The organism is Streptomyces sp. NPDC001292 (assembly GCF_042896465.1).
Taxonomy (GTDB): domain Bacteria; phylum Actinomycetota; class Actinomycetes; order Streptomycetales; family Streptomycetaceae; genus Streptomyces.
In genome coordinates this window covers 81,894-107,719 of sequence record NZ_JBIAXG010000013.1, presented here as the reverse complement: position 1 = coordinate 107,719, position 25,826 = coordinate 81,894, and the positions used below count along the sequence as shown (strand labels likewise).

23 protein-coding genes and 1 pseudogene are annotated in these 25,826 nt (G+C 73.4%); 8 read left to right on the top strand and 16 right to left on the bottom strand.

What is annotated here, in order from left to right:
• Positions 1-62: 62 nt before the first annotated feature.
• The gene (locus ACFY4A_RS16570; RefSeq protein WP_390830140.1) at positions 63-503 is read left to right on the top strand and encodes an SRPBCC family protein; all 441 of its coding nucleotides are present in this window, start codon (positions 63-65) and stop codon (positions 501-503) included.
• 16 nt (positions 504-519) lie between these two features.
• Here ACFY4A_RS16570 and ACFY4A_RS16565 read toward each other — a convergent pair whose 3' ends face one another.
• The 5 genes from ACFY4A_RS16565 to ACFY4A_RS16545 all read right to left on the bottom strand — a co-directional run bounded on the left by ACFY4A_RS16565 (position 520) and on the right by ACFY4A_RS16545 (position 7,227).
• Positions 520-1,671: an XdhC family protein gene (locus ACFY4A_RS16565; protein ID WP_390830139.1), complete on the bottom strand. Its 1,152-nt coding sequence runs from the start codon at positions 1,669-1,671 to the stop codon at positions 520-522.
• Between the two features lie 60 nt (positions 1,672-1,731).
• Entirely contained in the window at positions 1,732-3,189 is a 1,458-nt protein-coding gene (locus tag ACFY4A_RS16560) for an NCS2 family permease (protein WP_390830138.1), read from the bottom strand.
• Between the two features lie 152 nt (positions 3,190-3,341).
• A complete protein-coding gene (locus tag ACFY4A_RS16555; RefSeq protein ID WP_390830137.1) occupies positions 3,342-5,762 on the bottom strand; it encodes a xanthine dehydrogenase family protein molybdopterin-binding subunit in 2,421 nt (806 codons plus the stop codon).
• A 2-nt stretch (positions 5,763-5,764) separates the two neighbouring features.
• Entirely contained in the window at positions 5,765-6,337 is a 573-nt protein-coding gene (locus tag ACFY4A_RS16550; protein WP_390830136.1) for a (2Fe-2S)-binding protein, read from the bottom strand.
• A complete protein-coding gene (locus tag ACFY4A_RS16545; protein ID WP_390830135.1) occupies positions 6,337-7,227 on the bottom strand; it encodes an FAD binding domain-containing protein in 891 nt (296 codons plus the stop codon). Before ACFY4A_RS16545 ends, ACFY4A_RS16550 begins: the two co-directional genes overlap by 1 nt.
• 345 nt (positions 7,228-7,572) lie before the next feature.
• On the opposite strand from ACFY4A_RS16545, the gene ACFY4A_RS16540 reads away from it, so the two are divergent.
• The 3 genes from ACFY4A_RS16540 to ACFY4A_RS16530 all read left to right on the top strand — a co-directional run bounded on the left by ACFY4A_RS16540 (position 7,573) and on the right by ACFY4A_RS16530 (position 10,816).
• Complete coding sequence (locus ACFY4A_RS16540) at positions 7,573-9,246, top strand: PucR family transcriptional regulator (protein ID WP_390830134.1); 1,674 nt, start codon at positions 7,573-7,575, stop codon at positions 9,244-9,246.
• A 167-nt stretch (positions 9,247-9,413) separates the two neighbouring features.
• Positions 9,414-10,187, top strand: coding sequence for a hypothetical protein (locus ACFY4A_RS16535; protein ID WP_390830133.1), 774 nt, complete (start codon positions 9,414-9,416; stop codon positions 10,185-10,187).
• Between the two features lie 128 nt (positions 10,188-10,315).
• Positions 10,316-10,816 carry a DUF2231 domain-containing protein gene (locus ACFY4A_RS16530; RefSeq protein WP_390830132.1) on the top strand — a complete coding sequence of 167 codons (501 nt, stop codon included), beginning with the start codon at positions 10,316-10,318 and terminating at the stop codon, positions 10,814-10,816.
• A gap of 70 nt (positions 10,817-10,886) precedes the next feature.
• On the opposite strand, the gene ACFY4A_RS16525 is transcribed toward ACFY4A_RS16530, so the two are convergent.
• The gene (locus ACFY4A_RS16525) at positions 10,887-11,735 is read right to left on the bottom strand and encodes a GntR family transcriptional regulator (protein ID WP_390830131.1); all 849 of its coding nucleotides are present in this window, start codon (positions 11,733-11,735) and stop codon (positions 10,887-10,889) included.
• A gap of 164 nt (positions 11,736-11,899) precedes the next feature.
• Here ACFY4A_RS16525 and ACFY4A_RS16520 point away from each other — a divergent pair, with 164 nt between their 5' ends.
• Together ACFY4A_RS16520 and ACFY4A_RS16515 are read left to right on the top strand one after the other, a co-directional pair.
• Complete coding sequence (locus ACFY4A_RS16520; RefSeq protein WP_390830130.1) at positions 11,900-12,733, top strand: (2Fe-2S)-binding protein; 834 nt, start codon at positions 11,900-11,902, stop codon at positions 12,731-12,733.
• Positions 12,734-13,060: 327 nt separating this feature from the next.
• Complete coding sequence (locus ACFY4A_RS16515) at positions 13,061-14,098, top strand: DUF2637 domain-containing protein (protein ID WP_390830129.1); 1,038 nt, start codon at positions 13,061-13,063, stop codon at positions 14,096-14,098.
• Positions 14,099-14,163: 65 nt separating this feature from the next.
• Here ACFY4A_RS16515 and ACFY4A_RS16510 read toward each other — a convergent pair whose 3' ends face one another.
• From ACFY4A_RS16510 to ACFY4A_RS16495, 4 genes are all read right to left on the bottom strand, one after another.
• Positions 14,164-14,670 (bottom strand): ATP-binding protein, encoded by a 507-nt coding sequence (locus ACFY4A_RS16510; RefSeq protein ID WP_390830128.1) that lies wholly within the window; start codon positions 14,668-14,670, stop codon positions 14,164-14,166.
• Between the two features lie 134 nt (positions 14,671-14,804).
• Complete coding sequence (locus ACFY4A_RS16505) at positions 14,805-16,547, bottom strand: pyruvate dehydrogenase (protein WP_390830127.1); 1,743 nt, start codon at positions 16,545-16,547, stop codon at positions 14,805-14,807.
• A 64-nt stretch (positions 16,548-16,611) separates the two neighbouring features.
• Complete coding sequence (locus ACFY4A_RS16500) at positions 16,612-17,670, bottom strand: protein phosphatase 2C domain-containing protein (protein ID WP_390830126.1); 1,059 nt, start codon at positions 17,668-17,670, stop codon at positions 16,612-16,614.
• Between the two features lie 37 nt (positions 17,671-17,707).
• Positions 17,708-17,962 (bottom strand): hypothetical protein, encoded by a 255-nt coding sequence (locus ACFY4A_RS16495; RefSeq protein WP_390830125.1) that lies wholly within the window; start codon positions 17,960-17,962, stop codon positions 17,708-17,710.
• A 1,118-nt stretch (positions 17,963-19,080) separates the two neighbouring features.
• On the opposite strand from ACFY4A_RS16495, the gene ACFY4A_RS16490 reads away from it, so the two are divergent.
• A complete protein-coding gene (locus ACFY4A_RS16490; RefSeq protein ID WP_390830124.1) occupies positions 19,081-20,070 on the top strand; it encodes a helix-turn-helix transcriptional regulator in 990 nt (329 codons plus the stop codon).
• Here the strand turns inward: ACFY4A_RS16490 and ACFY4A_RS16485 are convergent.
• The 5 genes and pseudogenes from ACFY4A_RS16485 to ACFY4A_RS16465 form a co-directional block, all read right to left on the bottom strand.
• Entirely contained in the window at positions 20,031-20,588 is a 558-nt protein-coding gene (locus tag ACFY4A_RS16485; RefSeq protein WP_390830123.1) for a methylated-DNA--[protein]-cysteine S-methyltransferase, read from the bottom strand. The genes ACFY4A_RS16490 and ACFY4A_RS16485 overlap by 40 nt on opposite strands.
• Positions 20,585-21,985, bottom strand: coding sequence for a DNA-3-methyladenine glycosylase 2 family protein (locus tag ACFY4A_RS16480; protein WP_390830195.1), 1,401 nt, complete (start codon positions 21,983-21,985; stop codon positions 20,585-20,587). The genes ACFY4A_RS16485 and ACFY4A_RS16480 overlap by 4 nt, the downstream gene beginning before the upstream one ends.
• A gap of 87 nt (positions 21,986-22,072) precedes the next feature.
• On the bottom strand, positions 22,073-23,185 hold the full coding sequence (gene rsgA, locus ACFY4A_RS16475; RefSeq protein ID WP_390830122.1) for a ribosome small subunit-dependent GTPase A: 1,113 nt from the start codon (positions 23,183-23,185) through the stop codon (positions 22,073-22,075).
• A gap of 122 nt (positions 23,186-23,307) precedes the next feature.
• A complete protein-coding gene (locus ACFY4A_RS16470) occupies positions 23,308-23,649 on the bottom strand; it encodes a respiratory nitrate reductase subunit gamma (RefSeq protein ID WP_390830121.1) in 342 nt (113 codons plus the stop codon).
• Positions 23,649-23,942: pseudogene (locus ACFY4A_RS16465) on the bottom strand (hypothetical protein); the annotation flags it as partial. The pseudogene ACFY4A_RS16465 and the gene ACFY4A_RS16470, both read right to left, overlap by 1 nt.
• 239 nt (positions 23,943-24,181) lie before the next feature.
• Between ACFY4A_RS16465 and ACFY4A_RS16460 the strand changes: the two are divergent.
• Complete coding sequence (locus ACFY4A_RS16460) at positions 24,182-24,604, top strand: pyridoxamine 5'-phosphate oxidase family protein (protein WP_390830120.1); 423 nt, start codon at positions 24,182-24,184, stop codon at positions 24,602-24,604.
• A 101-nt stretch (positions 24,605-24,705) separates the two neighbouring features.
• Here ACFY4A_RS16460 and ACFY4A_RS16455 read toward each other — a convergent pair whose 3' ends face one another.
• Complete coding sequence (locus ACFY4A_RS16455; RefSeq protein WP_390830119.1) at positions 24,706-25,707, bottom strand: Acg family FMN-binding oxidoreductase; 1,002 nt, start codon at positions 25,705-25,707, stop codon at positions 24,706-24,708.
• Between the last annotated feature and the right edge of the window lie 119 nt (positions 25,708-25,826).

Below are 25,826 nucleotides of genomic sequence, written 5' to 3'. Positions count from 1 at the left end.
CCAACCGTGTGAGCGGGGGGTGAACGCGCGGTGGGAGGCCCCCGATTGCCTACGATCGTGGCGTGGTGAACTTCTCGCTCGAACGCACCGCGCCGCTCCCCCTCGACGAGGCGTGGCGGCGGATCACGCGGTGGTCGCGGCACGCCGACGCGGTGCCGCTGACCCGTATCAACGTGGTCACGTCCGCGCCGACCCGTGAGGGCACGGTGTTCGTGGCCCGTTCGGGGATCGGTCCGCTCGGCTTCGACGATCCGATGGAGGTCACCGTCTGGCGTCCGCCGGCCGACGGCGGGCCGGGGCTGTGCCGGGTGGAGAAGCGGGGCCGAGTGGTGCTCGGCTGGGCCGAGTTCGAGGTGCGGCCCGGCCCCGGGGGCCGTACGCGGGTGGTGTGGCGGGAGGAACTGCGGGTCCGCTTCCTGCCGGGCCTGTTCGACGAGCCCCTGCGCGGCGCGGCCCGGTCGGTGTTCGGGCGGGCACTGAACCGGCTGCTCAGACAGCCCTGAGGGAACTGGCGCACCGTCAGGCGACCGAGCCGATCCGCTCGGTGCCGACGGGTACGCCGTCGTGGTGGATCGGGGTGTGGGCGCCGGTGAGGGACACACCGCTGCCGCCGCGCCGGTCGGCGACGATCTCGGAGGCGATCGACAGAGCCGTCTCCTCGGGCGTACGGGCGCCGAGGTCGAGGCCGATCGGGGACCGCAGCCGCGCCAACTCCAGTTCGCTCACGCCGACTTCACGCAGCCGGCGGTTGCGGTCGAGGTGGGTGCGGCGCGAGCCCATGGCGCCGACGTAGGCCACCGGAAGACTTAGCGCCAGCTTGAGCAGGGGGACGTCGAACTTGGCGTCGTGGGTCAGGACGCACAGCACCGTGCGGGCGTCGACCCCCGTGCGGGCGAGATATTCGTGCGGCCACTCGACGACGATCTCGTCGGCCTCCGGGAAGCGCGCCCGGGTGGCGAAGACGGGGCGTGCGTCGCACACGGTGACGTGGAAGCCGAGGAACTTGCCGATGCGCACCAGCGCCGAGGCGAAGTCGATCGCCCCGAAGACGATCATCCGGGGCGGCGGCACCGTGGACTCGACGAGGACCGTGAGCGGGGCGCCGCAGCGCGAGCCCTGCTCGCCGATCTCCAGGGTGCCGGTGCGCCCGCCGTCCAGGAAGGCGGACGCCTCGCCGACGACCGTGCGGTCCAGTTCCCGGGGCCCGCCGAAGCCGCCCTCCCAGGAGCCGTCCGGGCGGACCAGCAGTGTCCTGCCCAGCAGTCGGGCCGGACCGGACACGACCCGTGCCAGGGCCGCCGCCTCCCCCCGCGCCGCGGCGGCCAGCGCGGACGCGACCACCGCACGGACCGGATCGGCGGCCCGTACCGGTGTGACGAGGATGTCGATGACGCCGCCGCAGGTCAGGCCGACGGCGAAGGCGTCCTCGTCGCTGTAGCCGAAGCGTTCCAGGACGGTTTCGCCGTCCGTCATCGCCTGTCGGCACAGCTCGTACACGGCGCCCTCCACACAGCCGCCGGAGACGGAGCCGATGGCCGTGCCGTCGGCGTCCACCGCGAGGGCGGCGCCCGGCCTGCGCGGTGCGCTGCCACCGACGGCCACCACGGTGGCCACGGCGAAGTCGCGTCCCTGCGCGACCCACCGGTCCAGTTCCTCGGCGATGTCCAGCATCTGTCGGTCTCCTTGCGACGGTCGTGGGAAGGGCGCGTCGTCGGCGGGTGATGGGCGCGGCTAGCGCACGCCCAGCCAGCTCTCGATGGGGTTGAGTGCGAAGTACACGAGGAAGACCGCCGTCAGGCCCCACATGAAGGCGCCGATCCCCCGGGCCCTGCCCTGGGCGGCCTTGATGGCGGTGTACGAGATGACGCCGGCCGCGACACCCGTGGTGATGGTGTACGTGAACGGCATCAGGACCACGGTGAGGAAGACGGGGATCGCGGTGGACCGGTCGGCCCAGTCCACGTGCCGGGCGTTCATCAGCATCATGGCCCCGATGACCACGAGCGCGGCGGCGGCGACCTCCTGCGGGACGATCGCGGTGAGCGGGGTGAAGAACAGGCAGGCCGCGAAGAACAGGCCGGTGACGACCGAGGCGAGGCCCGTACGGGCGCCCTCGCCCACGCCGGTCGCCGACTCGATGAACACGGTCTGCCCGGACCCGCCGGCCACACCGCCGATCGCGCCGCCCGCGCCGTCGATGAACAGCGCCTTGGACAGGCCGGGCATCCGGCCCCGGTCGTCGGCCAGCTTCGCCTCGGTGCCGACGCCGATGATGGTGGCCATCGCGTCGAAGAAGCCGGCCAGGACCAGAGTGAAGACGATCATGCCGACCGTCATCGCGCCGACCTGGCCCCAGCCGCCGAACTCGACGTGCCCGAAGAGCGAGAAGTCGGGCATCGACACCGCGCTGCCGTGCAGTACGGGCGGGCCGCCCGCCCAGGCGTCGGCCTTGACGACGCCCGCGCCGTTCAGAACGGCCGCCGCCACGGTGCCGCCGACGATGCCGATGAGGATGGCGCCGGGTACGTTGCGGGCCTGGAGCATGAAGATCAGCAGCAGGGTGCAGGCGAACAGCAGCACCGGCCAGCCGGCGAGTTCGCCGGCCGGGCCGAGGGTGACCGGGGTGGTCCTGCCCTGGTGCACGAAGCCGGACTTGTAGAAGCCGATGAGCGCGATGAACAGGCCGATGCCGATGGTGATCCCGTGCTTGAGCGCCTGCGGGATGGCGTTCATGACCATCTCACGCAGGCCGGTGACCACCAGCAGCATGATGACCACGCCGTAGACCACGCACATGCCCATCGCCTGCGGCCAGGTCATCTGCGGCGCGACCTGCGAGGACAGGACGCCGGAGACGGACAGGCCGGCGGCGAGGGCGAGCGGCACCTTGCCGACGAGGCCCATCAGCAGGGTGGTGAGGGCCGCGGCGAACGCGGTCGCGGTGATCAGGGCCTGCTGGCCGAGGGTGTCACCGGCGGCGTCCTTGCCGGACAGGATCAGGGGGTTGAGGAGCAGGATGTACGCCATCGCCATGAAGGTGGTGACGCCGCCGCGCACTTCACGCGCGACGGTGGATCCCCGCCGGGATATGTGGAAGTAACGGTCGAGCCAGGACCGCCCCGCCGGGACGCGGCTGCCCGCGCCCGCGTCCTCGGCGGTGGTCCTCGGCTCCACTGACTGCTGGGTCATGGGGCCATCTCCCAAGGTTCACAGGGACACCCGATGCCGTCGACGGCATACGGGTTCTGGGAATGGACGACCCGGGGGACGGCCCGAGACGAACAGTTGGGGTCCCCGAGGGCGAAATCCCCCCGGGGTCGATCGGTTCGGACGCCGTGGCCTCACATGCCGGTGAGGTGTTCCGGCCGGACCGGCGTGCGGTTCAGCTCCAGCCCCGTCGCGTTGCGGATCGCCGCCAGGACGGCGGGTGTGGACGACAGGGTGGGCGCCTCGCCGATGCCGCGCAGCCCGTACGGCGCGTGGTCGTCGGCGAGTTCGAGCACGTCGACGGGGATGGTCGGCGTGTCGAGGATGGTGGGGATGAGGTAGTCCGTGAAGGACGGGTTGCGCACCTTCGCCGTCTTCGGGTCGACGACGATCTCCTCCATGACCGCCACGCCCAGGCCCTGGGTGGTGCCGCCCTGGATCTGGCCGACTACGGACAGCGGGTTGAGCGCCTTGCCGACGTCCTGGGCGCAGGCCAGCTCGATCACCTTCACCAGGCCGAGATCGGTGTCCACCTCGACGACGGCGCGGTGCGCGGCGAAGGAGTACTGCACATGGCCGTTGCCCTGACCGGTGCGCAGGTCGAAGGGTTCGGTCGGCCGGTGCCGCCACTCCTCCTCCACCTCGACGGCCTCGTCCTCGAGGACGTCCACCAGGTCGGCGAGCGCCTCGCCCCCGTCGGTGACGACCTTGCCGCCCTCCAGGAGGAGTTCGGCGGTGGACCAGGCGGGGTGGAAGGAGCCGAACTTGCGGCGCCCGATCTCCAGGACCTTCTCGCGCACGAGCTCGCAGGCGTCCTTCACGGCGCCGCCGGTGACGTACGTCTGCCGGGAGGCGGACGTCGAACCGGCGCTGCCCACCTGGGTGTCGGCCGGGTGGATGGTCACCTGGGTGACGCCGAGCTCGGTGCGGGCGATCTGCGCGTGGACGGTCACGCCGCCCTGGCCGACCTCCGCCATCGCGGTGTGCACGGTGGCGACCGGCTCGCCGGCGACGACCTCCATGCGGACCTTGGCGGTGGAGTAGTCGTCGAAGCCCTCGGAGAAGCCGACGTTCTTGATGCCGACCGCGTAGCCCACCCCGCGCACGACGCCTTCGCCGTGCGTGGTGTTGGACAGGCCGCCGGGCAGCTGCCGGACGTCGGCGCCCTCGGAGCTCTCCCACTGGTGCTCCGGCGGCATCGGCATCGCCTTGACGCGGCGGAGGAGTTCGGCGACCGGGGCCGGGGAGTCGACCGGCTGCCCGGTCGGCATGATCGTGCCCTGGGACATGGCGTTCAGCTGCCGGAACTCCACCCGGTCCATGCCGACGGCGTCGGCGAGCTTGTCCATCTGCGCCTCGTAGGCGAAGCACGCCTGGACCGCGCCGAAGCCGCGCATGGCGCCGCAGGGCGGGTTGTTGGTGTAGAGCGCGATGGCCTCGATGTCGACGTCGTCGACCTCGTAGGGGCCGATGCCGAGCGAGGAGGCGTTGCCGACGACCGCCGGGGAGGCGGAGGCGTACGCGCCGCCGTCCAGCACGATCCGGCACTTGACGTGGGTGAGCCTGCCGTCCTTGGTGGCCCCGTGCTCGTAGTACAGCTTGGCCGGGTGGCGGTGGACGTGCCCGAAGAAGGACTCGAACCGGTTGTAGACGATCTTGACGGGCTTGCCGGTGCGCAGCGCCAGCAGGCAGGCGTGGATCTGCATCGACAGGTCCTCGCGTCCGCCGAAGGCGCCGCCGACGCCGGCCAGCGTCATGCGCACCTTCTCCGGCGGCAGGCCGAGCACCGGGGCGATCTGGCGCAGGTCGCTGTGCAGCCACTGGGTGGCGATGTAGAGATGGACGCCGCCGTCCTCCTCGGGCACGGCGAGCCCGGACTCGGGGCCGAGGAAGGCCTGGTCCTGCATGCCGAAGTGGTACTCGCCCTTGACGATGAAGTCGGCTCTCCTGGCGGCCTCTTCGGCGTCGCCGCGGACGATCGGCTGGCGGTGGACGATGTTGGGGTGCGGGACGTGACCCGCGTGGTGGTCGGTGCGGTTCTCGTGGACGAGGACGGCGTCCGGCGCGGTCGATGAGGCCTCGTCGGTGATCACCGGCAGTTCCCGGTACTCCACCTTGATCCTGGCGGCGGCGCGGCGGGCGGTCTCGGGGTGGTCGGCGGCGACGACGGCGACGGGCTCGCCGTGGTGGCGGACCTTGCCGTGGGCCAGGACCGGGGTGTCCTGGATCTCCAGGCCGTAGTTCCTCACCTCGGTCGGCAGGTCGTCGTACGTCATCACGGCGTACACGCCCGGCAGGGCGAGGGCCTCGGCGGTGTCGATCGAGACGATCTCGGCGTGCGCGACCGTGGAGCGCAGGATCTGGCCCCAGAGCATGTCCTCGTGCCACATGTCGGAGGAGTACGCGAACTCGCCGGTGACCTTGAGGATGCCGTCCGGGCGGAGCGTGGACTCGCCGATGCCGCCCCTGGTCCGGGAGCCCTGGGTGACCTTGGTGGGGACGCCGTTGGGGCCACCGCCCCGGCCGGACGTGGTGGAGGTCTTGGAGGAGGCCATGCTCAGACCCCCTCGGACTGCCGGGCGGCCGCCAGGCGGACCGCGTCCATGATCTTCTCGTAGCCAGTGCAGCGGCACAGGTTGCCCGACAGGGCCTCGCGGATGTCCGCGTCGGTCGGGTCGGGGTTGCGCTCCAGCATCTCGTCGGCGGCGACCAGCAGGCCCGGGGTGCAGAATCCGCACTGGACGGCGCCCGCGTCGATGAACGCCTGCTGGATCGGCGAGAGTTCACCGCTCACGCCGGTCTGCGCGCCGGTGCCCTGCGCCTGCCACCGCTGGGCGTCCTCCAACGTCGTACCGCGGGCGTCCGTACCGCGGGACCGCTGCTTGGCGAAGTCCGCCAGGCCCTCGACGGTCACGACCTCGCGGCCCTCGACCTGACCTGCGGCGACCAGGCAGGAGCACACCGGCACGCCGTCCAGGCGCACCGTGCAGGAGCCGCACTCGCCCTGCTCGCAGGCGTTCTTCGAGCCGGGCAGCCCCAGTCGCTCGCGCAGGACGTACAGCAGGGACTCGCCCTCCCACACGTCGTCGGCCTGCTGCGGTCGTCCGTTGACGGTCAAGTTGACGCGCATCACGCGGCTCCCTCGTTCGTGCGGCGGGCGCCGCGGTACGACTCCCAGGTCCAGGTGAGCGTCCGGCGGGCCATGACGCCCACCGCGTGGCGGCGGTAGCTCGCGGTGCCCCGGACGTCGTCGATCGGGTTGCAGGCGGCGGAACACAGCTGCGCGAACTGCTTGGCGGCCGACGGGGTGATGATCTTTCCGTTGTCCCAGAAGCCGCCCTCGTCGAGCGCCGCGTTCAGGAACTCCTCGGCGGCCCTGGCCCGGATGGGCGTGGGCGCGGCCGAGCCGATGCCGGTGCGCACCGTCCGGGTCTCCGGGTGCAGGGCGAGGCCGAAGGCGCACACGGCGATGACCATGGCGTTGCGGGTGCCGACCTTGGAGAACTGCTGCGGGCCGTCGGCCTTCCTGACGTGCACGGCGCGGATCAGCTCGTCGGGCTCCAGGGCGTTGCGCTTGACGCCGGTGTAGAACGCGTCGATCGGGATGCGGCGGGAGCCGCGGACCGACTCCACCTCGACCTCGGCGCCGGCCGCCAGCAGGGCGGGGTGGGCGTCGCCGGCCGGGGAGGCGGTACCGAGGTTGCCGCCGACGCCGCCGCGGTTGCGGATCTGCGGGGAGGCCACCGTGTGCGAGGCGAGGGCCAGGCCCGGCAGCTCGGCCCGCAGGTTCTCCATGATCCTCGAGTACGGAACGGAGGCGCCGAGCCGCACGCCGTCCTCGCCGACCTCCCACTCGTAGAGGTCTGAGACGCGGTTCAGGTCCAGAAGGTACTCGGGCCGACGGTGGTCGAAGTTGATCTCTACCATCACGTCGGTGCCACCCGCAATCGGCACAGCGGCGGGGTGCTCGGCCTTCGCGGCGAGCGCCTCCTGCCAGCTGGCGGGGCGAAGGAAGTCCATGACCGGCTCTCTTCTTCGTCTCGTGAGTCGTACAGATTGAGCCAATCCGTGTGCGGCGGGCCCGGCTCGTTCATGTCCCTTTTACGCGGAGTGGGGTCAGTACACCGTTCACCGCTCCGGCTCGGTCAGTCACCGAAACCATGAAGGGTTTGGCTGGCCAGCGCGGGCATCTTGTAGATTCGTATGAACCGAGGTCTTCAGAAACCTCTTCGGTTCTCCCTGGAAACAGAGGCGGCCGAGGAGACGCGGACTCACCTCCTGGCGGAGCTGCTGCCCGGCCGCGCGGCCGGGCCCTCGCCACATGATCCATCGTAGTTTTCGAGACACAGAACGGCGGCGACGAGAATGCGGCTGCGCGCACTGCTGGACACCGATGCGCTGGGCCTGAAGCTGCTCGGCGGGGAGGAGGAGCTGGACCGCACCGTCCGGGGTGTCATGACCACCGACCTGCGCGACCCCAGCCGCTACCTCTCCGGCGGTGAGCTGGTGCTGTCCGGGCTCGCCTGGCGCCGGGACGCCGCCGACTCCGAGCCGTTCGTACAGATCCTGGTGCGGGCCGGGGTGGCCGCCCTGGCGGCCGGTGAGGCCGAGCTCGGTCCGGTGCCCGACGACCTCGTGGTGGCCTGTGCCCGGCACCGGCTGCCGCTGTTCGCGGTGAACGAGTCGGTGGCGTTCGCGACGATCACCGAGCACGTCGTGCGGCAGGTGTCCGGCGAGCGCGCCGGTGACCTGGCGGCCGTGGTGGAGCGGCACCGCCGGATGATGACGTCCGGCCCGGCGGGCGGCGGCCCGGACGTGGTGCTGGACCTGCTGGGCTCCGACCTGGACCTGCGGGCCTGGCTGCTCTCCCCCACCGGCCGGCTGATCGCCGGGCCCAGGGTGGCGGGTCCGGCGCCGGCCGCCGACGTGTGCGCACGGCTCGCCGCCGAGCACCTGGCGGCCGCCCGCAGCGGCCGGCGCGGCCCGCACCGGGTGGCGCTGGGCCCGACGACGTACTCCCTGTTCCCCATCCGCAGCGGCGGCCGCTCCCCGCAGACCGCTCGGGACGTGCGCGAGACGGTGCTGTCGGACTGGCTGCTGGCCGTGCGGGCGGACGCGGGCGAGTGGCCCGAGGAGCGGCTGGACCTGCTCCAGGGCGTCACCCAGCTGATCGCGGTCGAACGGGACCGCCGGGACGCGACCCGCACGGTGCGCAGACGGCTGGCCCAGGAGGTGCTGGAGCTGGTGCAGACCGGCGCGCCGCCCGCGGAGATCGCCGCGCGGCTGAGGGTGGCCGCGCCGGTACTGCTGCCCGGCCTCGGGGCGGCCCCGCACTGGCAGGTGGTCGTGGCCCGCGTGGAGTGGGACGACGGGCGGAGCGAGGGCGGGCGGATCGCCCAGTCGCTGCTGGAGGAGATCCTCGTCGACCCCCTCAGCACCGGTCCCGAGCCCTCCGACCGGATAGCCGTCGCCCACACGGGCGACGAGGCGGTCGCGCTCGTCCCGCTCCCGGCCGTCTCGGCCGAGCACGACGGCTCCGAGACCGGGATCCTCGCCGACGCGCTGCTGGAGGCCGTACGCGGCCCGCTGTCGGCGGGCCTCGACGACGACGGGCGGCTCACCCTGGGCGTCAGCGCGGCCGTGCACTCGGCCGAGGGGCTGCGCGGGGCGCTGGAGGAGGCCCGGCACGCCCGGCGGGTCGCGGCGGCGCGCCCGGGACGCGTCTGCGCGGCCGGGCACCAGGAGCTGGCCTCCCACGTCCTGCTGCTGCCCTTCGTCCCGGACGACGTGCGCCGCGCCTTCACCGCGCGGCTGCTGGACCCGCTGCGGGACTACGACCGCCGGCACCGCGCCGAGCTGATCCCCACCCTGGAGGCCTTCCTCGACTGCGACGGCTCCTGGACCCGCTGCGCCACCCGGCTCCACCTGCACGTCAACACGCTGCGCTACCGGGTCGGGCGGATCGAGCAGTTGACGGGCCGTGACCTGTCCCACCTCGAGGACAAGCTGGACTTCTTCCTGGCGCTGCGCATGAGTTGAGGCCGCGGCGGACGAGGGGGGCGCGCCACCTGCGGCCTCCTCCGTCCCACGACTTTGTGAAATTTTTCACCCATCCTCTTGGCCGGGCCACGGATTTCGTGCTGAGATGCCGCCACCACTCAAGGCTCGATGGCGTGCTCGGGGAGGGCAACGTGGCGCATACCGCCATGTCTGGTAACGGAACGACCCCAGGTGACGATCCACTCCAGACCGCGGTATGGCGGCTGCGCTCACGCGCGTGCTGGGCCGACGCGGCGGCGCTGCTCCAGTCGGCCACCGCGGCCGCGGCGCTGCAGAGAACCGCGCTGCTGGTCGAACGCTGCCTCTACACCGAGGCGGGCTGGGAGGAGGCCGAGGACGCGCTGCGCACCGCCGAGGCGCTGGCCGACACCGACGAGGAGCGGGGAGCCGCCGCTTGTGAACGCGGGTACCTTGCCTACGCGGCCACGCTGCACGGCGTACGGGACCGGGCGGACGAGGCACGGTCGGCGCTCGGCCGGGCCGCGGCCCTGGTCCCGCCCGGGGTGCCGGGGCGGGCCCTGCTGGACTTCCGGCGCGGCCTGATCGCCGAGAACCTCACCCGCTCCCCGCAGGCCGCGCACGCCGCGTACCGACGCGCGCACGCGGGCGCGATCGCCCACGCCGATCCGCTGCTGCTCTCCTTCACCTGGCGCCACCTGGCCGGACTGGCGATGCGGGACGGCGAGTTGGCCGAGGCCCGGCACGGCTTCGCCGAGTCGCTGCGGATCCGCGAGGAACTGGGCTACCTCGTCGGCACCGCCCCGGCCCTGGTCTCCCTGGCCGACACGGAGACCGAGCCGGAGTCGACCCGCCTGCGCGAGGAGGCACGGCGGCTGTTCCGGCTGCTGGGCGGTGTGCCGACGTGGCTGGCACGGCAGTTGGCACCGGCGCCGCCCGCGGCGGGGACGGCGACGGTCTGAGAGACCTACGAGGCGACCGGCCCTCAGAGGAACCTGAGAGGTTGCTGTGCCAGGCTGACCAGCCCCGACGCGCGGACGGCCGACGGTGTCCGCGCGCACCCCCCACGGTCGCTCTGGAGGATCGCCCGATGAGCCTGGTCAACGGACTTCCCGCGCATGTGCTGCTGGTCCACGCAGTCGTCGTCCTGGTTCCTCTCAGCGCCCTGACGCTCGTGCTCTGCGCCCTGTGGCCGCAGGCCGCCCGGCGCCTCGGTCTCGTGCTGCCACTGCTCGCCCTGGTCACGCTGGTGAGCGTGCCGCTGACCACTCAGGCCGGGGAGTGGCTGGAACGCCATGTGAGCGGCGACGCGCTGGTGCGCCGGCACGCGGAGCTGGGTGACGGACTGCTCCCGTGGGCTCTCGGCCTGTTCGTGCTGGCGGCCGGCGTCTGGTGGATATCCCGCCGGACGCCCGCACCGGACGCGGGGGCGCGCGCGGGCTCGGTGCTCCGGGTCGCCGCGATCGTCCTGTCCGTGGTGGTGGCCGCGGGTGCGGTCGTCGACGTGTACCGGATCGGCGACTCGGGCGCGAAGGCGGCCTGGCACGACGCCTACTCGAAGACGGCCACGCAGCCGGGCGGCGACGGCTGACGGGCGGAATGCCGCCACCACGTGTCACCGCGCGCCGGCCCGACCCGGCCCGCACCGCATGACCGCCCGCTCAGTCCGCGCCCGCGAAGTGCTCGGCGACCAGGGAGCGCACCACGTCCACGTCCCGTGCGACGAGTGCGTCCAGAAGAGCCGTGTGTTCGGCCGCGTCGGCGACGAGGTCGGCATGGGCCGGGCGCGCGGAGCCGCCGACGAGCGGCCACTGCGCGCGGCGGTGCAGGTCCTCGGCGATCCGGACGAGCTGCTCGTTCCCGGAGAGGGACAGCACCGCGCAGTGGAAGGCGCGGTCGGCCTCGGCGTAGGTCGCCCGGCACCCGGAGGACGCGGCCCGCACGGTGGCCTCGGCGAGCGGCCGCAGCTCGGCCCAGCGCTCCCCGGGCACCCGGCGGGCCAGCCGCAGCATCACCGGCACCTCGAGCAGGGCCCGCACCTCGGCCAGTTCGGCGAGCTCGCGGTCGCCGCGCTCGATCACCCGGAAGCCGCGGTTGGGCACGACCTCCACGGCGCCCTCCAGCGTGAGCTGCTGCATCGCCTCGCGCACGGGGGTCGCGGAGACCCCGAACCGCTCGCCGAGCGCGGGCGCCGAGTAGACCTCGCCGGGTTTCAGCTCCCCCGCCACCAGGGCGGTGCGCAGGGCTTGCAGGATCTGGCCGCGCACGGAGGAGCGCCGTACGAGGGGCCGGGGGCGCGGGACGGGCCGTTCGCCGTGCGTGTGCTCGCCGCGGACGCCCGCCTCCGGCAGGTCCGCGGCGGCGGGGGTCTCCTGCTCCGGCCGCGGATCCGCGGCTGCCTGTTCCCGCCGCAGGTCCGCGGCCTGCGGCTGGCGCGGCACGCGGGGCACGGCGTCCCCGCCGGCCCCGGTGGTCCGGATGCCGGTGGAGTCCTGCGCGCCCTGCTTCACGGTTCTCCTCCGGGCTTGGGGTGCTTGAGGTGCTTGTGGTCATTACGGCCGGTTGTCGTCCAGCCGTCAAGCACCTTAGGCACTGTAGGCCAAGGCCTCACATTCCGATCGAGCGAAGTAAGGTAAGCCTTACCTGCAATCGAACGCGAAAACGGTGGTCCGGCATGCCTGTGCCCTCTTCGGCCGTAGCGGACGCCTACGCCCGCCTCACCGAGGTCCTCCCCGGACTCACCGTGACGGAGCCCAGCCCCGGCGAGCCGATCCCCGACGGCGACGGCTGGACCTCGGCCGCCTCCCTCGCGGCGGGCGGGAGCGGCCTGGACGCGTTCCTGGCCTGGGACGACGCCCAGGTGCTGCGGGACTACGGCACGCGCGCCCGCCCGGACGTCGTGGCGAGCTTCGGGCTGCACCGCTACGCCTGGCCCGCCTGCCTGCTGTTCACCGCGCCGTGGTTCCTGCACCGCCGGGTGCCCCGCCTCCCCGTGACCCGGGTCTCCTACGACCGGACCGCCGGCCGTATGGCCGTACGCCCCGCCGCCTTCGCCTGCCTGCCGGGCGACCCGGCGGCCACGCTGCCCGGCGCGCGCGTCGTGCGCGACGAGGAGGCGCTGCGGGCCGAACTGCGCTCGGCCGTCGCCGAGCACCTGGAGCCGGTACTGGCCGGTTTCGGCCCACGCATGCGGCGACGTGGGCGCGCCCTGTGGGGCATGGCGACCGACGAGATCGTCGAGGGCCTCTGGTACGTCGCCCATCTGCTCGGCGAACAGCAGCGGGCGGTGCGCGAGCTGGAGTTGCTGCTGCCGGGTGCGACCCGGCCGTACGTCGGCTCCGCCGCCTTCCGGGAACTGACCGGGCCGGACGGCGAGTCCCTGCCCACCCGCGACCGCGCCAGCTGCTGCATGTTCTACACCGTGCGCCCCGAGGACCCCTGCGTCACCTGCCCGCGCACCCGCGACGCGGACCGGATCGCCAAACTGACGGCCACGGCGGCGGGGTGAGTCACCGTCACACCGGACCGAACCCGCCCGGGCGGTCCGGCGCACCCCCCGCGATCCCGTAAGATCACCTACGACTGGGACACCCACAAGGTCACAGGTGATTCACAAATTCCTCACCTGCCGCGGGAACTTTCCGCGGAACCACCGGTACGGGTAGTCTTATTCGAACTCAACTCCCGCCCCTCAAGCGGCAGTTCGAGCAGAACGCCGCCCCGGGCATCCCCTTGCACCTCCTTGGCGGCCTCTTGCCCCGAAAACCCCTGAGGGCCGACGGGATTGGGCCACCATGGCGGGCGTTACGCCCTATCCCAATGCAAGGGACCCCAGATGAGACTGACCGACATATCGCTGAACTGGCTGCTTCCGGGCGCCGTGCTGCTCCTGGGCGTGCTGGCGGCGGTTGCGGTGCTCGCGCGCGGCAAGCGCTCCTCCGGGGAGAAAGCGAGCACGGACGACTCGTGGGAGCGCAGCGAGGAGCGCCGCAGGCGCAAGGAGGCCATCTACGGCACGGCCTCCTACGTTCTGCTGTTCTGCTGTGCGGCGGTGGCCGCGGCGCTCTCCTTCCACGGCCTGGTCGGCTTCGGCGAGCAGAACCTCGGCCTGACCGACGGCTGGCAGTACCTGGTGCCGTTCGGCCTGGACGGCGCGGCGATGTTCTGTTCCGTGCTCGCGGTGCGCGAGGCCAGCCACGGAGACGCGGCGCTCGGCTCCCGGATACTCGTGTGGATGTTCGCCGCCGCCGCGGCCTGGTTCAACTGGGTGCACGCGCCCAGGGGCATCGACCACGCGGGGGCGCCGCACTTCTTCGCGGGCATGTCGCTGTCCGCCGCGGTCCTGTTCGACCGCGCGCTGAAGCAGACCCGCCGGGCCGCCCTGCGCGAGCAGGGCCTGGTGCCGCGCCCACTGCCGCAGATCCGCATAGTGCGCTGGCTGCGGGCGCCACGCGAGACCTACAAGGCCTGGTCGCTGATGCTCCTGGAGGGCGTGCGGAGCCTGGACGAGGCGGTCGACGAGGTGCGCGAGGACCAGCGCCGGAAGACGGAGAGCCGGCGGCTGCGGCGCGAGCAGGAGCGCATGGAGAGGGCGCAGCTGAAGGCGCTCAGCCGGGGCCACCGCGGCTTCATCGGGCGCGGCGGCCGGCAGGTCGAGCAGCAGGCCCTGGAGCGCGGCTCCACCCAGGTCACCGCGGAGCCTGCCATAGCGGCGGCGGAGCTTCCCGTGCGTGCGCGTCCGTCCCTTCAGCCCGTCCGCAAGGGATCCGAGAGCGCCACCGTCGACCTCACCGCGGAGGACGACACAATGGCCCTGCCGCGCCTCGACTCCTTGGAGCGCAAGCTCAAGGACCTGGAGCAGCAGTTCGGCTAGGACCGGGTCGACCGGATCGGTGACGGGTGGGGGGCGCGGCCGTGCGGGCCGCGCCCCCCACCCGTTCACGCGGCGTCCGCGCCCAGTTCGAACCAGACGGACTTTCCGACCCCGTGCATGCACACGCCCCAGGTGTCCGCGAGGGACTGCACCAGGACCAGGCCCCGGCCGCCGGTGCCCTCGCCCGTCCCCGGTGTCCGTGGCCTGGGCCGGCGGGCCACGAAGTCCCGTACCTCCACGCGCAGTCCGTGCGGTGACACGGTGGCTGTCAGGATCGCGTCGTCGTCGGTGTGGACGAGCGCGTTGGTGACCAGTTCGCTGGTGAGCAGTTCCGCGACCTGAGACGTGTCCGGCCCGCCCCAGTGGCGCAGCAGTGCGCGCAGCGCGCGTCGCGCCTCGGCGACCGCCTTGAGATCGGCCCGCCCCAGCCTGCGTCTGAGTTGCGGCGGGACAGGCCGTCCCGGTAGGCCGTCCGCCTGTCCGCCCGCCGGTCTCTCCGTGTGTTCCTCCGCCGTCCGAGTCGAGGAGGCCCCGACCGTCGCGGGACCGCCCCCTCGTGCCTGCCTCTTCATGTCCCCCGTCCGCGTGCCGATGTCGGTTCCCCTCCAGTTCGAACACGTTCACGGAGATCCATGCCCCGTCGAGCGCGGGCCAGTCATGTGGAATGGGCCACGACCAGTTGTGGCGCTCCCGTGTCCCGACGGGCTTACGGCCGGGGCACGTTGCGCAGGTTGGAGCGCGCCATCTGCACCATCCGGCCGACGCCTCCGTCCAGCACCATCTTCGAGGCCGACAGCGCGAACCCGGTCACCATCTCGGCCCTGATCTTCGGTGGGATCGACAGGGCGTTGGGGTCGGTGACGACGTCCACGAGGGCAGGGCCCTTGTGGCTGAAGGCCTCCTTCAGGGCGCCGGCGAGGTGCCTGGGCTTCTCCACCCGGATGCCGTGGGCGCCGCAGGCGCGGGCGACGGCGGCGAAGTCGGGGTTCTTCATGGCCGTCCCGTAGGAGGGCAGGCCCGCCACCATCATCTCCAACTCCACCATGCCCAGTGAGGAGTTGTTGAACAGGACGACCTTCACCGGCAGGTCGTACTGCACCAGGGTCAGGAAGTCGCCCATCAACATGGCGAAGCCTCCGTCCCCCGACATGGACACCACCTGGCGGCCGCGGTCGGTGAACTGCGCGCCGATCGCCATCGGCAGCGCGTTGGCCATCGAGCCGTGCGAGAAGGAACCGATGATGCGGCGGCGCCCGTTGGGCGAGAGGTAACGGGCGCCCCAGACGTTGCACATGCCCGTGTCGATGGTGAACACGGCGTCGTCGTCGGCCACTTCGTCCAGGACGGCGGCCACGTACTCGGGATGGATCGGGACGTGCTTGTCCACCTTCCTCGTGTACGCCTTGACGACCCCCTCCAGGGCGTCCGCGTGCTTCTTGAGCATCCGGTCCAGGAAGCGCCGGTCGGTCTTGACCCGCACCCGCGGAACGAGACAGCGCAGGGTCTCCTTCACATCGCCCCACACCGCGAGGTCGAGCCGGGAGCGGCGGCCGAGGTTCTCGGGCCGGACGTCGATCTGGGCGATCTTCACATCGGTGGGCAGGAAGGCGTTGTACGGGAAGTCGGTGCCGAGCAGGATCAGCAGGTCGCACTCGTGCGTGGCCTCGTAGGCGGCGCCGTAGCCGAGCAGCCCGCTCATGCCGACGTCGTACCGGTTGTCGTACTGGATGAACTCCTTGCCGCGCAGCGCGTGCCCGACCGGGGACTTGATCCGCTCGGCGAACTCCATCACCTCGGCGTGCGCGCCGGCCGTGCCGCTGCCGCAGAACAGGGTGACCTTCTCGGCCTTGTCGATCATCTCGACGAGGCGGTCGATCTCGGCGTCGCCGGGCCTGACGGTGGGCCGTGAGGTGACGATGGCGGTCTCGGCGGCCTTCTCGGGCGCGGGCTGGGCGGCGATGTCGCCGGGCAGCGACACCACGCTGACGCCGCTGCGGCCCACCGCGTTCTGGATGGCCGTCTGGAGCAGCCGGGGCATCTGCTTCGGGTTGGAGATCAGCTCGCTGTAGTGGCTGCACTCGGCGAACAGCCGGTCGGGGTGGGTCTCCTGGAAGTACCCGAGGCCGATCTCGCCGGAGGGGATGTGCGAGGCGAGGGCGAGTACCGGGGCCATGGAGCGGTGGGCGTCGTACAGGCCGTTGACGAGGTGCAGGTTGCCGGGCCCGCAGGAACCGGCGCAGGCCGTCAGACGGCCCGTGATCTGGGCCTCGGCGCCGGCCGCGAAGGCGGCGGTCTCCTCGTGGCGGACGTGGATCCAGTCGATGGCGGCGTTGCGGCGGACCGCGTCGACGACCGGATTGAGGCTGTCTCCGACCACGCCGTACAGGCGTTTGACTCCGGCGCGGACGAGGATGTCGACGAACTGCTCTGCGACGCTCTGCTTGGCCATGGCTCTCGGCACCCCTTCGGTCTGCCGCGGATCCTCCGCATCCATGAAGGCACAGCCCCGGCGTTCACGCCTCCCACACGGCCGCGGCCGTACGGTCGTCCGCGTATCCCTTGACCCGCACCTGGGCGTCCGCCAGGAACGCGGCGAGGCCCGGCGGGGCGGGCTCGGACCACCGTCGGGCGAGGTGGGCGCACAGCTCGGGCTCGCCGCGGAGCGGGTCGGCCAGACCGGCGGTGCACATCAGGAGCGTGTCACCCGGTTGGGCCACGGAGGCGCGGAAGCGGAAGGGTTCGCGGGGTGGTTCCGGGGCCGGGTCGGACGGGTTCGGCGGGGTGGTGATGCCGAGGTCCATGGTGAGCCGGTCGCCGTCCGGGGTCTCGGGCGGCCGCGAGCCGAAGCCGACCACGGGGTGGCCGGGCGTCTCGGCGACGCCGGGCTCGATGTCCTGCCACTCGCCCTCACGCAGCCGGAACAGGCCGCCCGCGCCGACGCCGAAGAAGACCCGGACGCGGCATTCGGGGTCGGCGGGCAGGAGCAGGCAGCGCAGGGTGGCCGTGTACCGCTCCGGGGCGACGCCCTGTTCGGCGGCGCCCGCGCGGAGTCTGCCGAGGCTGCGGTCGGTGAGGCGGTGCAGCCCCGACTTCAGGTCGCCGCGCCGGGCGGCGCGGATGTCCTCGGCCAGGCGTGCGTGGCTGCGGCCCACGGCCTGTGCGATCCACTGGCACACCTCGGCGGCGGCGCGGTGCGCCCCCGGGGTGGCGCGGGCGCCGGTGGCCGTCGCGACCAGCACCAGCGCCTGGTCCCCTGCGCCGAAGCGCGCGGTGAGCAGCGCGTCGCGCCGCGACTCGCCCCGGTACCGTGCCGAATCCCCCCGGATCGACACCGCCCGCAGCGTGCAGGACCCGTAGGCGGCCCCGTCCAGCACGGTGTCCGGCACCGCGACGTCCGGCCCGTCCGGATCAGCCACCGGCAACGCGCTGGGCTCGGCCGCGTAGGTGGGCGGCCCGGACCCGACGTAGCCGACGGCGACTTCGGCACCCCGGACCCCCCGTACGGCTTGCGCCCCCATGACGCCGGGTACGGCTTCCGCCTCCCCGCCGCCCGGTACGGCTTGCGCTTCCACGGCGGCCGGTGCGGCGTGCGCCTCCCCCCGGCCCCCCTCACGCCCGGAGCCGCCCACGGCCCCGACGGCCGGGTGCTCCGGCGGCGAGGGAGGTGCGGAGGGCTGCGGGGGCACGGAGGAAGACGGAGAAGCGGACGGAGGTGCGGAAGGGGGTGAGGGAGCAGACGGGGGCCGAGAAGCGTGCGGGGGCGCGGACGGAGGCGGAGGTGAGGACGGAGGTGCAGAAGGAGCCGAGCGCGCGGACGGAGGCGGAGACGAGGACGAGGGCACGGACGGAGGCGAAGAAGGCCACGGGGGCGCGGACGGAGGCGGGGGCGCGGACGGAGGCCGCCTCGCGGCGGAGCCGGCCTGGTCGGCGGCGTCCCTGGGCGAGGGGCCGCCCGAGCCGGAGTCGGTGACGCTCCAGGGCGTCGACTCGGCGGAGTCCGACGACCGGCCCTCGACCGTCCCTTCGGCGGAAGCGGGCGGCTGAGCCGGCCGCTCCGGCGCCCTGGGCCCGGAACCCCGGGTAGCCCCCGGAGCCGGCCCCTCGGCCGGCGCGGGCGACTGCGACGAACGCCCCGGCTCCACCAGCCGGGAGTCCCGGGCAACCCCCAGAGCCGGCCCCTCGGCCGGGGCGGGCGGCTGCGGTGGCCGCTCAGGCTTCCCCGGCCCGGCAGCCCCCGGTGCCGGTCCCTCGGGCGAGGAGGTTGCTGGGGGTGGGGCGTCCTCGGGGATGTGTTGCCACCAGGCCGGTTCCGGGTCCGGGGTGGGGTCGGGTGGGCGTGGGGCGGGTACCGTCGGACCCGGCGTGGGCGGGGGGCCGCCGACCGTCCCGGACGCGGAGGCGAAGCGGTCGTCCAGGGAATCCGCTCCGGCCGTGGGGCCGGTGTCCCCGGCGGAGTCGTCGTACAACTGCCCCCACCAGTCGTCCTCTTGACCGGTGGGCCTTCCCCCCTGCTGGCTCATGCCGCCAATTGTCCACCGCACGGGCCCTGTGAGAACGGGGCATCGGCAAATCGGGGGCGCCGAACGGCCCCGCGGCGGGACGAAGTCGCCGGGCGGCCCCACCCCCCACGGGAGAACCGCCCGGCGACGCCCGGGTGACCCTGGTCCGGATCACGGTCTGGACGGCCGAAACACCGCCGTCCGCGGCACCCCGACGCGGCCCGCGGTGCCCGGCCCGGGCGCTGCGGGCCGAGCCGCCAGATGCCCCGGCCACCGCACGGGGTGCGTATCCGTGCAGGCCACGCCCGCGGCCGGGCACCGCGGTACCCGTCGGCGCTTCGGTGGCGCCACCTTGTCAGAGTGACCGGTGGTACAGCGATGATGTGCCGCGGCGGGTTTGCGCCGTGGCTGTTTCCCGCCACCGCCGACGCGCCGCGTGAACGTGATGCCGGGGGATCCGAAAAAGGGAGGGGACAGCAGCTGATGCTGGCAGCGATAGGCCTGGACGAGACACACGAGGCGGCGTACCGGGCCCTGGTGTCCGTGGGCGCCGCCGAAGTGCCCGATCTCGCACGGCGGCTGATGCTGGGCGAGCGGGACACCGAGCACGCCCTGCGCCGCCTGGAGCGGTACGGACTCGCGGCCCAGTCCTCGGCCCGGCCCGGCCGCTGGGTGGCCGCGCCGCCCGGGGTGGCGCTGGGCGCCCTGCTCACCCAGCAGCGGTACGAGCTGGAGAGGGCGGAACTGGCCGCCACGCTGCTCGCCGAGGAGTACCGGGCGGCGGCCTCCGAGCCGGCGGTGCACGACCTGGTCGAGGTGGTGACCGGGGCACCCGCGGTCGCGCAGCGCTTCCTCCAGCTCCAGCTCGGGGCCAGCGAGGAGGTGTGCGCGCTGGTCACGGGCAACCCGGTCGCCGTCTCCTCGATGGAGAACCACGCCGAGGAGCAGGCGGCCGCCCGCGGGGTCCGCTACCGGGTGGTACTCGAACACGCCGTGCTGAACCAGCCGAACGGCGTCACCGAGCTGACCGCCGCACTCAGCCGCGACGAACAGGTGCGGGTCGTCGAGACCGTACCGACCAAACTGGTCGTCGCCGACCGGACGCTCGCCATGGTGCCGCTCATCTCGCACGCCCCCGAGCCCACCGCGCTGGTCGTGCACGCCAGCGGCCTGCTGGAGCTGCTGTACGGGCTGTTCGAGTCGGTGTGGCGGGAGGCGCTGCCGCTTCGGCTCGGGGCGTCCGGCCTCACCGAGGAGGGCCGGGACGGCCCCGACGCCGTCGACCTGGAGGTGCTGTCGCTGCTGCTGGCCGGCCTGACCGACGCCAGCGTCGCCAAGCAGCTCGACCTGGGCCTGCGGACCGTGCAGCGCCGGGTGAAGCGGCTGATGGAGCTGACCGGGGTGAGCACCCGGCTGCAACTGGGCTGGCACGCCTACGAACGGGGCTGGGTGGCCCGGGAGCGGCACGGCTGACGCGCCTGCAGCGCGCCCTCCAGCGTGAGCAGCCGCACCTTCCGCTCCAGGCCGCCCGCGTAGCCGGTCAGGGAACCGTCCGCGCCGATCACGCGGTGGCAGGGGCGCAGCACCAGGAGCGGGTTGGCGCCGATGGCTCCGCCGACGGCCCGAACGGCGGCGCGGGGAGCGCCGATACGGGCGGCGATCTCGCCGTACGTGGTGGTCGAGCCGTACGGAACGTCGTCGAGGGCGGCCCACACCCGTTCCCGGAACGCGGTGCCGAAGGTGCGCAACGGCAGCCGGAACTCCTTGAGTTCACCGGCGAAGTAGGCCCGGAGCTGCTCCTCCGCCTCGCGGAAGGGCCCGGCGTCGTGCCGCCAGGCGGCCTGGACCTCGCGACCGCCCTTCTGGCCGGGCACGGACAGCGAGGTCAGCGCGCCGGAGGAGTCGGCGGTCAACAGCAGGGGGCACAGCGGGCTGTCGAGGGTGGTCCAGTACGTCCTACCAGTGGACGTCCCGTGCGTGTGCGTGGTCATGGGGTGGTCTCCAGCTTTTCGGCGGCACTCAGGTGCCGCAGGGCGTACGAGCGCCAGGGGCGCCAGCTTCCGGGGGCCTCCGCACCGGGCGGGGCCACGTCGGGGTCGCCGAGGGCCCGGGTACGGATCGCGGCGGCCGTGTCCGGATCCAGGCCGGGCAGGGCGAGCAGCGCCCGGTGCGTGTCGTCGCGGTCGGCGCCCGGGTCCAGCCGCACCGTGCCGTCGGCGAGGGCGGCGGCCAGGGCGCCCAGGGGTCCGTCCGGCTCGGCCTCGGCGAGGACGGCCGGCTCGGGGAAGAGGTGGGTCAGCGTGCCGCTGGGAGCGTCCAGCGCCTTGCCGTAGCGCCGTACCAGCTCCGCGGCGGCCGCCGGTCCCACCAGCGCCCGGACCGCCGTCTCCGGCGGGTCCGCCGAGCCCGGCGAGCGCAGGCCGGGCCGGGCGGCGACCAGCGGGGCCAGCCGCGGGTCGGCGCCGAGCCGCTCGTCGACGGCGTACGGGTCGGCGTCCAGGTCGAACAGCCGGCGCAGCCGCTGCACGGCCGTGGTCAGGTCGCGTGGGTCGGTCAGGTGGAGCCGGGCCTCCAGCCAGCCGCCGGGGTGCGCGCCGGACCCGGCCCGCGGCGCGCGGGAGCGCTCGTCGACGGCGACGGTCCCGGTGCCGTACGGCAGTCGCAGGGTGCGCCGGTAGGTCCGCCGGCCGGGCACGCCGCCGATCTCCTCGACGCCGGGCACGGCCTCGCGCTCCAGCAGGTCGAAGACGGGGCCGGCCTGGTAGGGGCCCCGGTGGGCGAGCCGCAGCGGGATCCCGGCGATGGGTGCCGCGGGGCGGCGGCCCCTTGCCCTGCGGGCGGTGGCGCGCAGTTCGCTGGGGGTCGCCGCGTAGACGGAGCGCATCGTGTCGTTGAACTGCCGCACACTGGCGAACCCGGCCGCGAACGCGATCCGCGTGACCGGCAGGTCCGTGGTCTGGAGCAGGACGCGCGCGCTGTGCGCCCGCTGGGCGCGGGCGAGCGCGACGGGCCCTGCGCCCAACTCGGCGGTGAGCTGCCGGCGCACCTGCCGCTCGCTGTAGCCGAGCCGCGTGGCGAGCCCGGCGACGCCCTCCCGGTCGATCACGCCGTCGCCGATCAGCCTCATGGCCCGCCCGACGGCGTCCGCCCGTACGTTCCAGTCGGCGGAGCCGGGCACGGCGTCCGGGCGGCAGCGCCGGCAGGCGCGGAAGCCCGCGCCCTGCGCGGCGGCGGCCGTGGCGTAGAACCGCACGTGGTGCCGCTTGGGGGTCACGGCCGGGCAGCTGGGACGGCAGTAGATCCCGGTCGTCTCGACGGCGAAGAAGAACTCGCCGTCGAACCGGCCGTCCCGGCTGCGTACGGCCTCGTACCTGGTGTCCTCGTCCATCACGCCGTCCAGTGTCCGCCTCCGCGCGGGGCTGACGCTGGCGGAAATCGGACACTGCGCCCGGCGTGACGCACAGGCCCGACGGCGCTAGCGCCACCGCCCCCGCTTGGCCTCCATCGCCACCCGGCCCTCGGCGCCCTTGCGCTTCCAGTCCCGTCGGATCTCCGCGCGCAGCCGCGCGTCGGTCTTGGCGACGATGCGCTGGTTCTCGCGCAGGAGCTTGCGGTAGCTCTCCAGCCGCCGCTGGGGCAGCTCACCGGCGTCGACGGCGGCCAGCACCGCGCACCCGGGCTCGCTGTGGTGGGCGCAGTCGTGGAACCGGCACCGCCCGGCCAGTTCCTCGATCTCCGAGAACACCTGTCCGACCCCGCTCTCGGCGTCCCACAGGCCCACTCCGCGCAGCCCCGGGGTGTCGATCAGCACACCCCCGCCCGGCAGCGCGAGCAGGTTGCGGGTGGTGGTCGTGTGCCGGCCCTTGCCGTCGACCTCCCGCGCGGCCTGTACGGCCATGACGTCGTCGCCGAGCAGCACGTTCGCGAGCGTGGACTTGCCCGCACCGGACGAGCCGAGCAGCACGGACGTCCCCGAGGAGACGACGGCGAGGAGGACGTCGAGCCCGTCCCCGGCCACGGCGCTGACCGGCAGCACCGGCACCCCGGGCGCGCTCGTCTCCACGTCCTGGACGAGATACCCCAGCCCTGTCGCGTCCGGCACCAGGTCGGCCTTGGTCAGCACGATCAGCGGCTGCGCGCCCGACTCCCAGGCCAGCGCCAGGTAGCGCTCGATGCGGCCGAGGTCGAGTTCGACCGCGAGGGACACCGCGATGATCGCGTGGTCGACGTTGGCGGCGAGGATCTGGCCCTCGGACCGCTTGGAGGAGGTGGAGCGGAGGAAGGCGGTGCGGCGCGGCAGTGTCGTGCGGACGTAGCGCGGGTTGCCGCCGGGTTCGACGGCGATCCAGTCTCCGGTGCACACCACCCGCATCGGGTCGTGCGGGGTGACGAACGCGGTGTCGGCGCGCAGCACGCCACCGGCCGTGACGACGTCGCACTGCCCCCGGTCGACACGGATCACCCGGCCCGGCAGCAGGCCTTCGGCGGTGTACGGGGTGAAGACCGTCTCCCAGCCCTCGTCCCAGCCGTAGGGGGCGAGAGGGTGCGGCGAGGCGGAGGACGGAACGGAAGAAGCGGAGGAACGCAAGGGGGAACCCTTCACGAGGGCGGCCCCGACGGCCCGCGCCGGTTCGCGCGGGCGTGGCAGGAGGTGTCAGCCGGTGGCCGCGGAGGTGGAGTGGATGGTCCTGTGGTTGCGGGCAGCGCCCATCACCGAGACAGCCATGGGTCACACCTCCTCTTTCTCAGCGCACTCAGCGAACCGGCGGCGGCCGACGGCCTCCGCGTGATGCGAGCCTCACCGTAGGGGAGCGCGGGAAAGCGGCGCCACCGAATTACGGTGTGCCGCCCGCCGTCATCCGATGCGCTCCCAGCCGCGCCGGGGCGCCTCGCGCCGAGGCGGGGCTCGCGGCTGCGGTGGACGACGTAGGGGCGGGTGAGACAGTCCGCCGGCGCGGTGAGCATGTGGGCCGGCCGGGTGAAGGGCCAGGCCGCGAAGAGCAACAGGGCGCTGAGGGCGTGCAGTTGGAAGAGCAGCGGCGCGCCGCTCATCAGGTCCGGGCGCGGTGGAGGGCGAAGATGGACCGGAACCAGGGGGGATGGTCTGCCGGTGGTTTTGACTTGCTCCTCGGGCTGGAGCCCGAGGATTCCGGCCTTCCGGTCCGGTGCTGTGCCGCTACGCGGACTCCGGTTCGGATTCCGTGGCTTCCTGCTTCACCGCGCTGTGCCGGAACACGTTCCGGTCCTGCCTTCGCTCCACAGGCTGTCACCGCCAGTCCGGCGGCCTTGATGTCGATGGCGGCGTTGTGGTCCCGGTCGTGGACCGTGCCGCAGGCGCTGCAGGTCCATTTCCGAACATGCGGGGATTTGGGCCCGTCCTGGTGCCCGCAGGTGGATCACACCTGGCTGGTTGGGGGGCCGTCCAGCATGTCCGCACGGCGCGAACGGCACGGTCGGCACCCGCGAACACAAAGGATTCCACCGACCGGCCCGGCGCGTCCCGCGAAGCGGCGGGCGGCATCCTGCCGAAGATGTGGGCCAACAGGCCCTAACGGCAGGCCGGGTGCGCGGCGACCATGGAAGGGTGTCCGACAATGATGGCTTTCGCTCGATGGACCGGCAGGAGTGCCTGCGCCTGATGGCCGAGGTACCGGTGGGCCGTGTCGTCTACACGCGGCATGCGCTGCCCGCGGTGCTTCCCGTCAACTTCGCCCTGGCGGCGGACGCGTCCGTGCTGCTGCGCACCTCCGCCGGATCGGACCTCGTGCGCGCCGTCGACGGCGTCGTGGTCGCCTTCGAGGCGGACGCGTTCGACGCGGAGAGCCGGTCGGGCTGGAGCGTGGTCGTCACCGGCCGGGCCACCGTGGTGACCGATCCGGTCGAGCACGAGCGTCTCCTGCGGACCGGACCGCGCTCCTGGATGCCGATCGATGAGGACGTCTTCATCCGCATCGAGGCCACGATGGTCACCGGACGGGAGCTCACGGATCTGCGCGTCGCCAATTGAGTGGTCGCTCGTCACTGGTTGGTTGAGGACGTGTTGGTTGAGGACGTGGACGGGCCGGGGCGCGCGTTCGCTGCGTCGCCCGGCCCGCTCGTCGTGTGCGTTCAGCCCGTTGTCCCACCTCCGGCTGTCCCGTCGGCAGGGGTCACGCGGGTGGCCGCGCGCGGGGTGCGGCCGCCGTCCGGGCCGTAGCCGAAGCGGATCAGCAGGTGGGGGCGGCAGCGGAGCCTCGGGGCGGCCATCGTCACCCGCAGGTCGGGCCACTCCATCGCCTGGTGCAGCATCGAGGTGCGCACCCCGTACCGGGTGGCCACCAGCAGGGCCCGCTCCATCGCCTGCCCCGCGCGCAGCCAGTCCTCCCGCCGGTCGCGCGGCGTCCACAACAGGGCCACCTGCGCGTGCCGTTCGAAACGCAGGGCGGGCGGACGCAGCCCGGGCAGCGGACCGGTGAAGTCCCGCATCGGCATCCGCCCGGTCGTGTCCCGCGGTCCCAGCGAGGTGAGCGGAATGCCGTGCGGGAGGCGCGCGTCCGGCGCGTTGACCCAGGCCCTGGTCTCGGCGGTGCGGGCCGGATCGGCGGCGTTGCGCGCCTCGGCCTGCGCGGTCAGGCTCAGCAGGCGCCGGGTGCCGGCGAAGTCGGGGACGTCCAGGTGCGCCCCCTCGATCCGCGCCGCCTTGACCATCTCCAGCACGATGTGCTCCGGCACCGGGCGCCCGGTGAAGGGCATCCGGCTGGTGTGCCGACGCGCGACCGCCTCGTACAGGCAGCGGTACGACGGCTCCGCGTCCGGTGCCGCCACGAACAGCCGGACGGTGGCCAGCAGGCCGGAGTCGGCCGGGTCGGGCAGGAGCGTCACGACGGGGTCCCAGCCGAGGTGGGCCGCGGCGACCCGGAGGTTGAAGACGGCCGCGCCCACGGAGAGGTGCTGGGCGCGCTGCCCCGGATCGGTCAGCGGCAGCGACCGTGAGTTCGCGCGGACGTGGATGGACCGGGTGTCGGCGTCCATGCCGAACCGCCAGGGCTGGGTGTTGTGGATCGACGGAGCCGCCACGGCCGAGTACAGCAGGCTCTCCAGGGTGGTCGCGTCGACTACCGGTGTCCGCATGACGACTCCTCCATGGGCTCCCTTGTCGCTTCCCCGTCCACCCTCCTTCGCCGCCCGGCCGGGGCGGAAGGGCTCAGCGGGCCCTCGGCAGGGCCGCAGGTCCCGACCGGGGCGGCGGC

Bases quoted from the DNA above. Each gene is read 5' to 3' on its own strand.
- ACFY4A_RS16565 (WP_390830139.1), bottom strand. From the start codon at position 1,671: ATGCTGGACATCGCCGAGGAACTGGACCGGTGGGTCGCGCAGGGACGC.
- ACFY4A_RS16560 (WP_390830138.1), bottom strand. From the start codon at position 3,189: ATGACCCAGCAGTCAGTGGAGCCGAGGACCACCGCCGAGGACGCGGGC.
- ACFY4A_RS16555 (WP_390830137.1), bottom strand. From the start codon at position 5,762: ATGGCCTCCTCCAAGACCTCCACCACGTCCGGCCGGGGCGGTGGCCCC.
- ACFY4A_RS16550 (WP_390830136.1), bottom strand. From the start codon at position 6,337: ATGCGCGTCAACTTGACCGTCAACGGACGACCGCAGCAGGCCGACGAC.
- ACFY4A_RS16545 (WP_390830135.1), bottom strand. From the start codon at position 7,227: ATGGACTTCCTTCGCCCCGCCAGCTGGCAGGAGGCGCTCGCCGCGAAG.
- ACFY4A_RS16540 (WP_390830134.1), top strand. From the start codon at position 7,573: ATGCGGCTGCGCGCACTGCTGGACACCGATGCGCTGGGCCTGAAGCTG.
- ACFY4A_RS16535 (WP_390830133.1), top strand. From the start codon at position 9,414: ATGTCTGGTAACGGAACGACCCCAGGTGACGATCCACTCCAGACCGCG.
- ACFY4A_RS16530 (WP_390830132.1), top strand. From the start codon at position 10,316: ATGAGCCTGGTCAACGGACTTCCCGCGCATGTGCTGCTGGTCCACGCA.
- ACFY4A_RS16520 (WP_390830130.1), top strand. From the start codon at position 11,900: ATGCCTGTGCCCTCTTCGGCCGTAGCGGACGCCTACGCCCGCCTCACC.
- ACFY4A_RS16515 (WP_390830129.1), top strand. From the start codon at position 13,061: ATGAGACTGACCGACATATCGCTGAACTGGCTGCTTCCGGGCGCCGTG.
- ACFY4A_RS16510 (WP_390830128.1), bottom strand. From the start codon at position 14,670: ATGAAGAGGCAGGCACGAGGGGGCGGTCCCGCGACGGTCGGGGCCTCC.
- ACFY4A_RS16505 (WP_390830127.1), bottom strand. From the start codon at position 16,547: ATGGCCAAGCAGAGCGTCGCAGAGCAGTTCGTCGACATCCTCGTCCGC.
- ACFY4A_RS16490 (WP_390830124.1), top strand. From the start codon at position 19,081: ATGCTGGCAGCGATAGGCCTGGACGAGACACACGAGGCGGCGTACCGG.
- ACFY4A_RS16485 (WP_390830123.1), bottom strand. From the start codon at position 20,588: ATGACCACGCACACGCACGGGACGTCCACTGGTAGGACGTACTGGACC.
- ACFY4A_RS16480 (WP_390830195.1), bottom strand. From the start codon at position 21,985: ATGGACGAGGACACCAGGTACGAGGCCGTACGCAGCCGGGACGGCCGG.
- ACFY4A_RS16470 (WP_390830121.1), bottom strand. From the start codon at position 23,649: ATGAGCGGCGCGCCGCTGCTCTTCCAACTGCACGCCCTCAGCGCCCTG.
- ACFY4A_RS16455 (WP_390830119.1), bottom strand. From the start codon at position 25,707: ATGCGGACACCGGTAGTCGACGCGACCACCCTGGAGAGCCTGCTGTAC.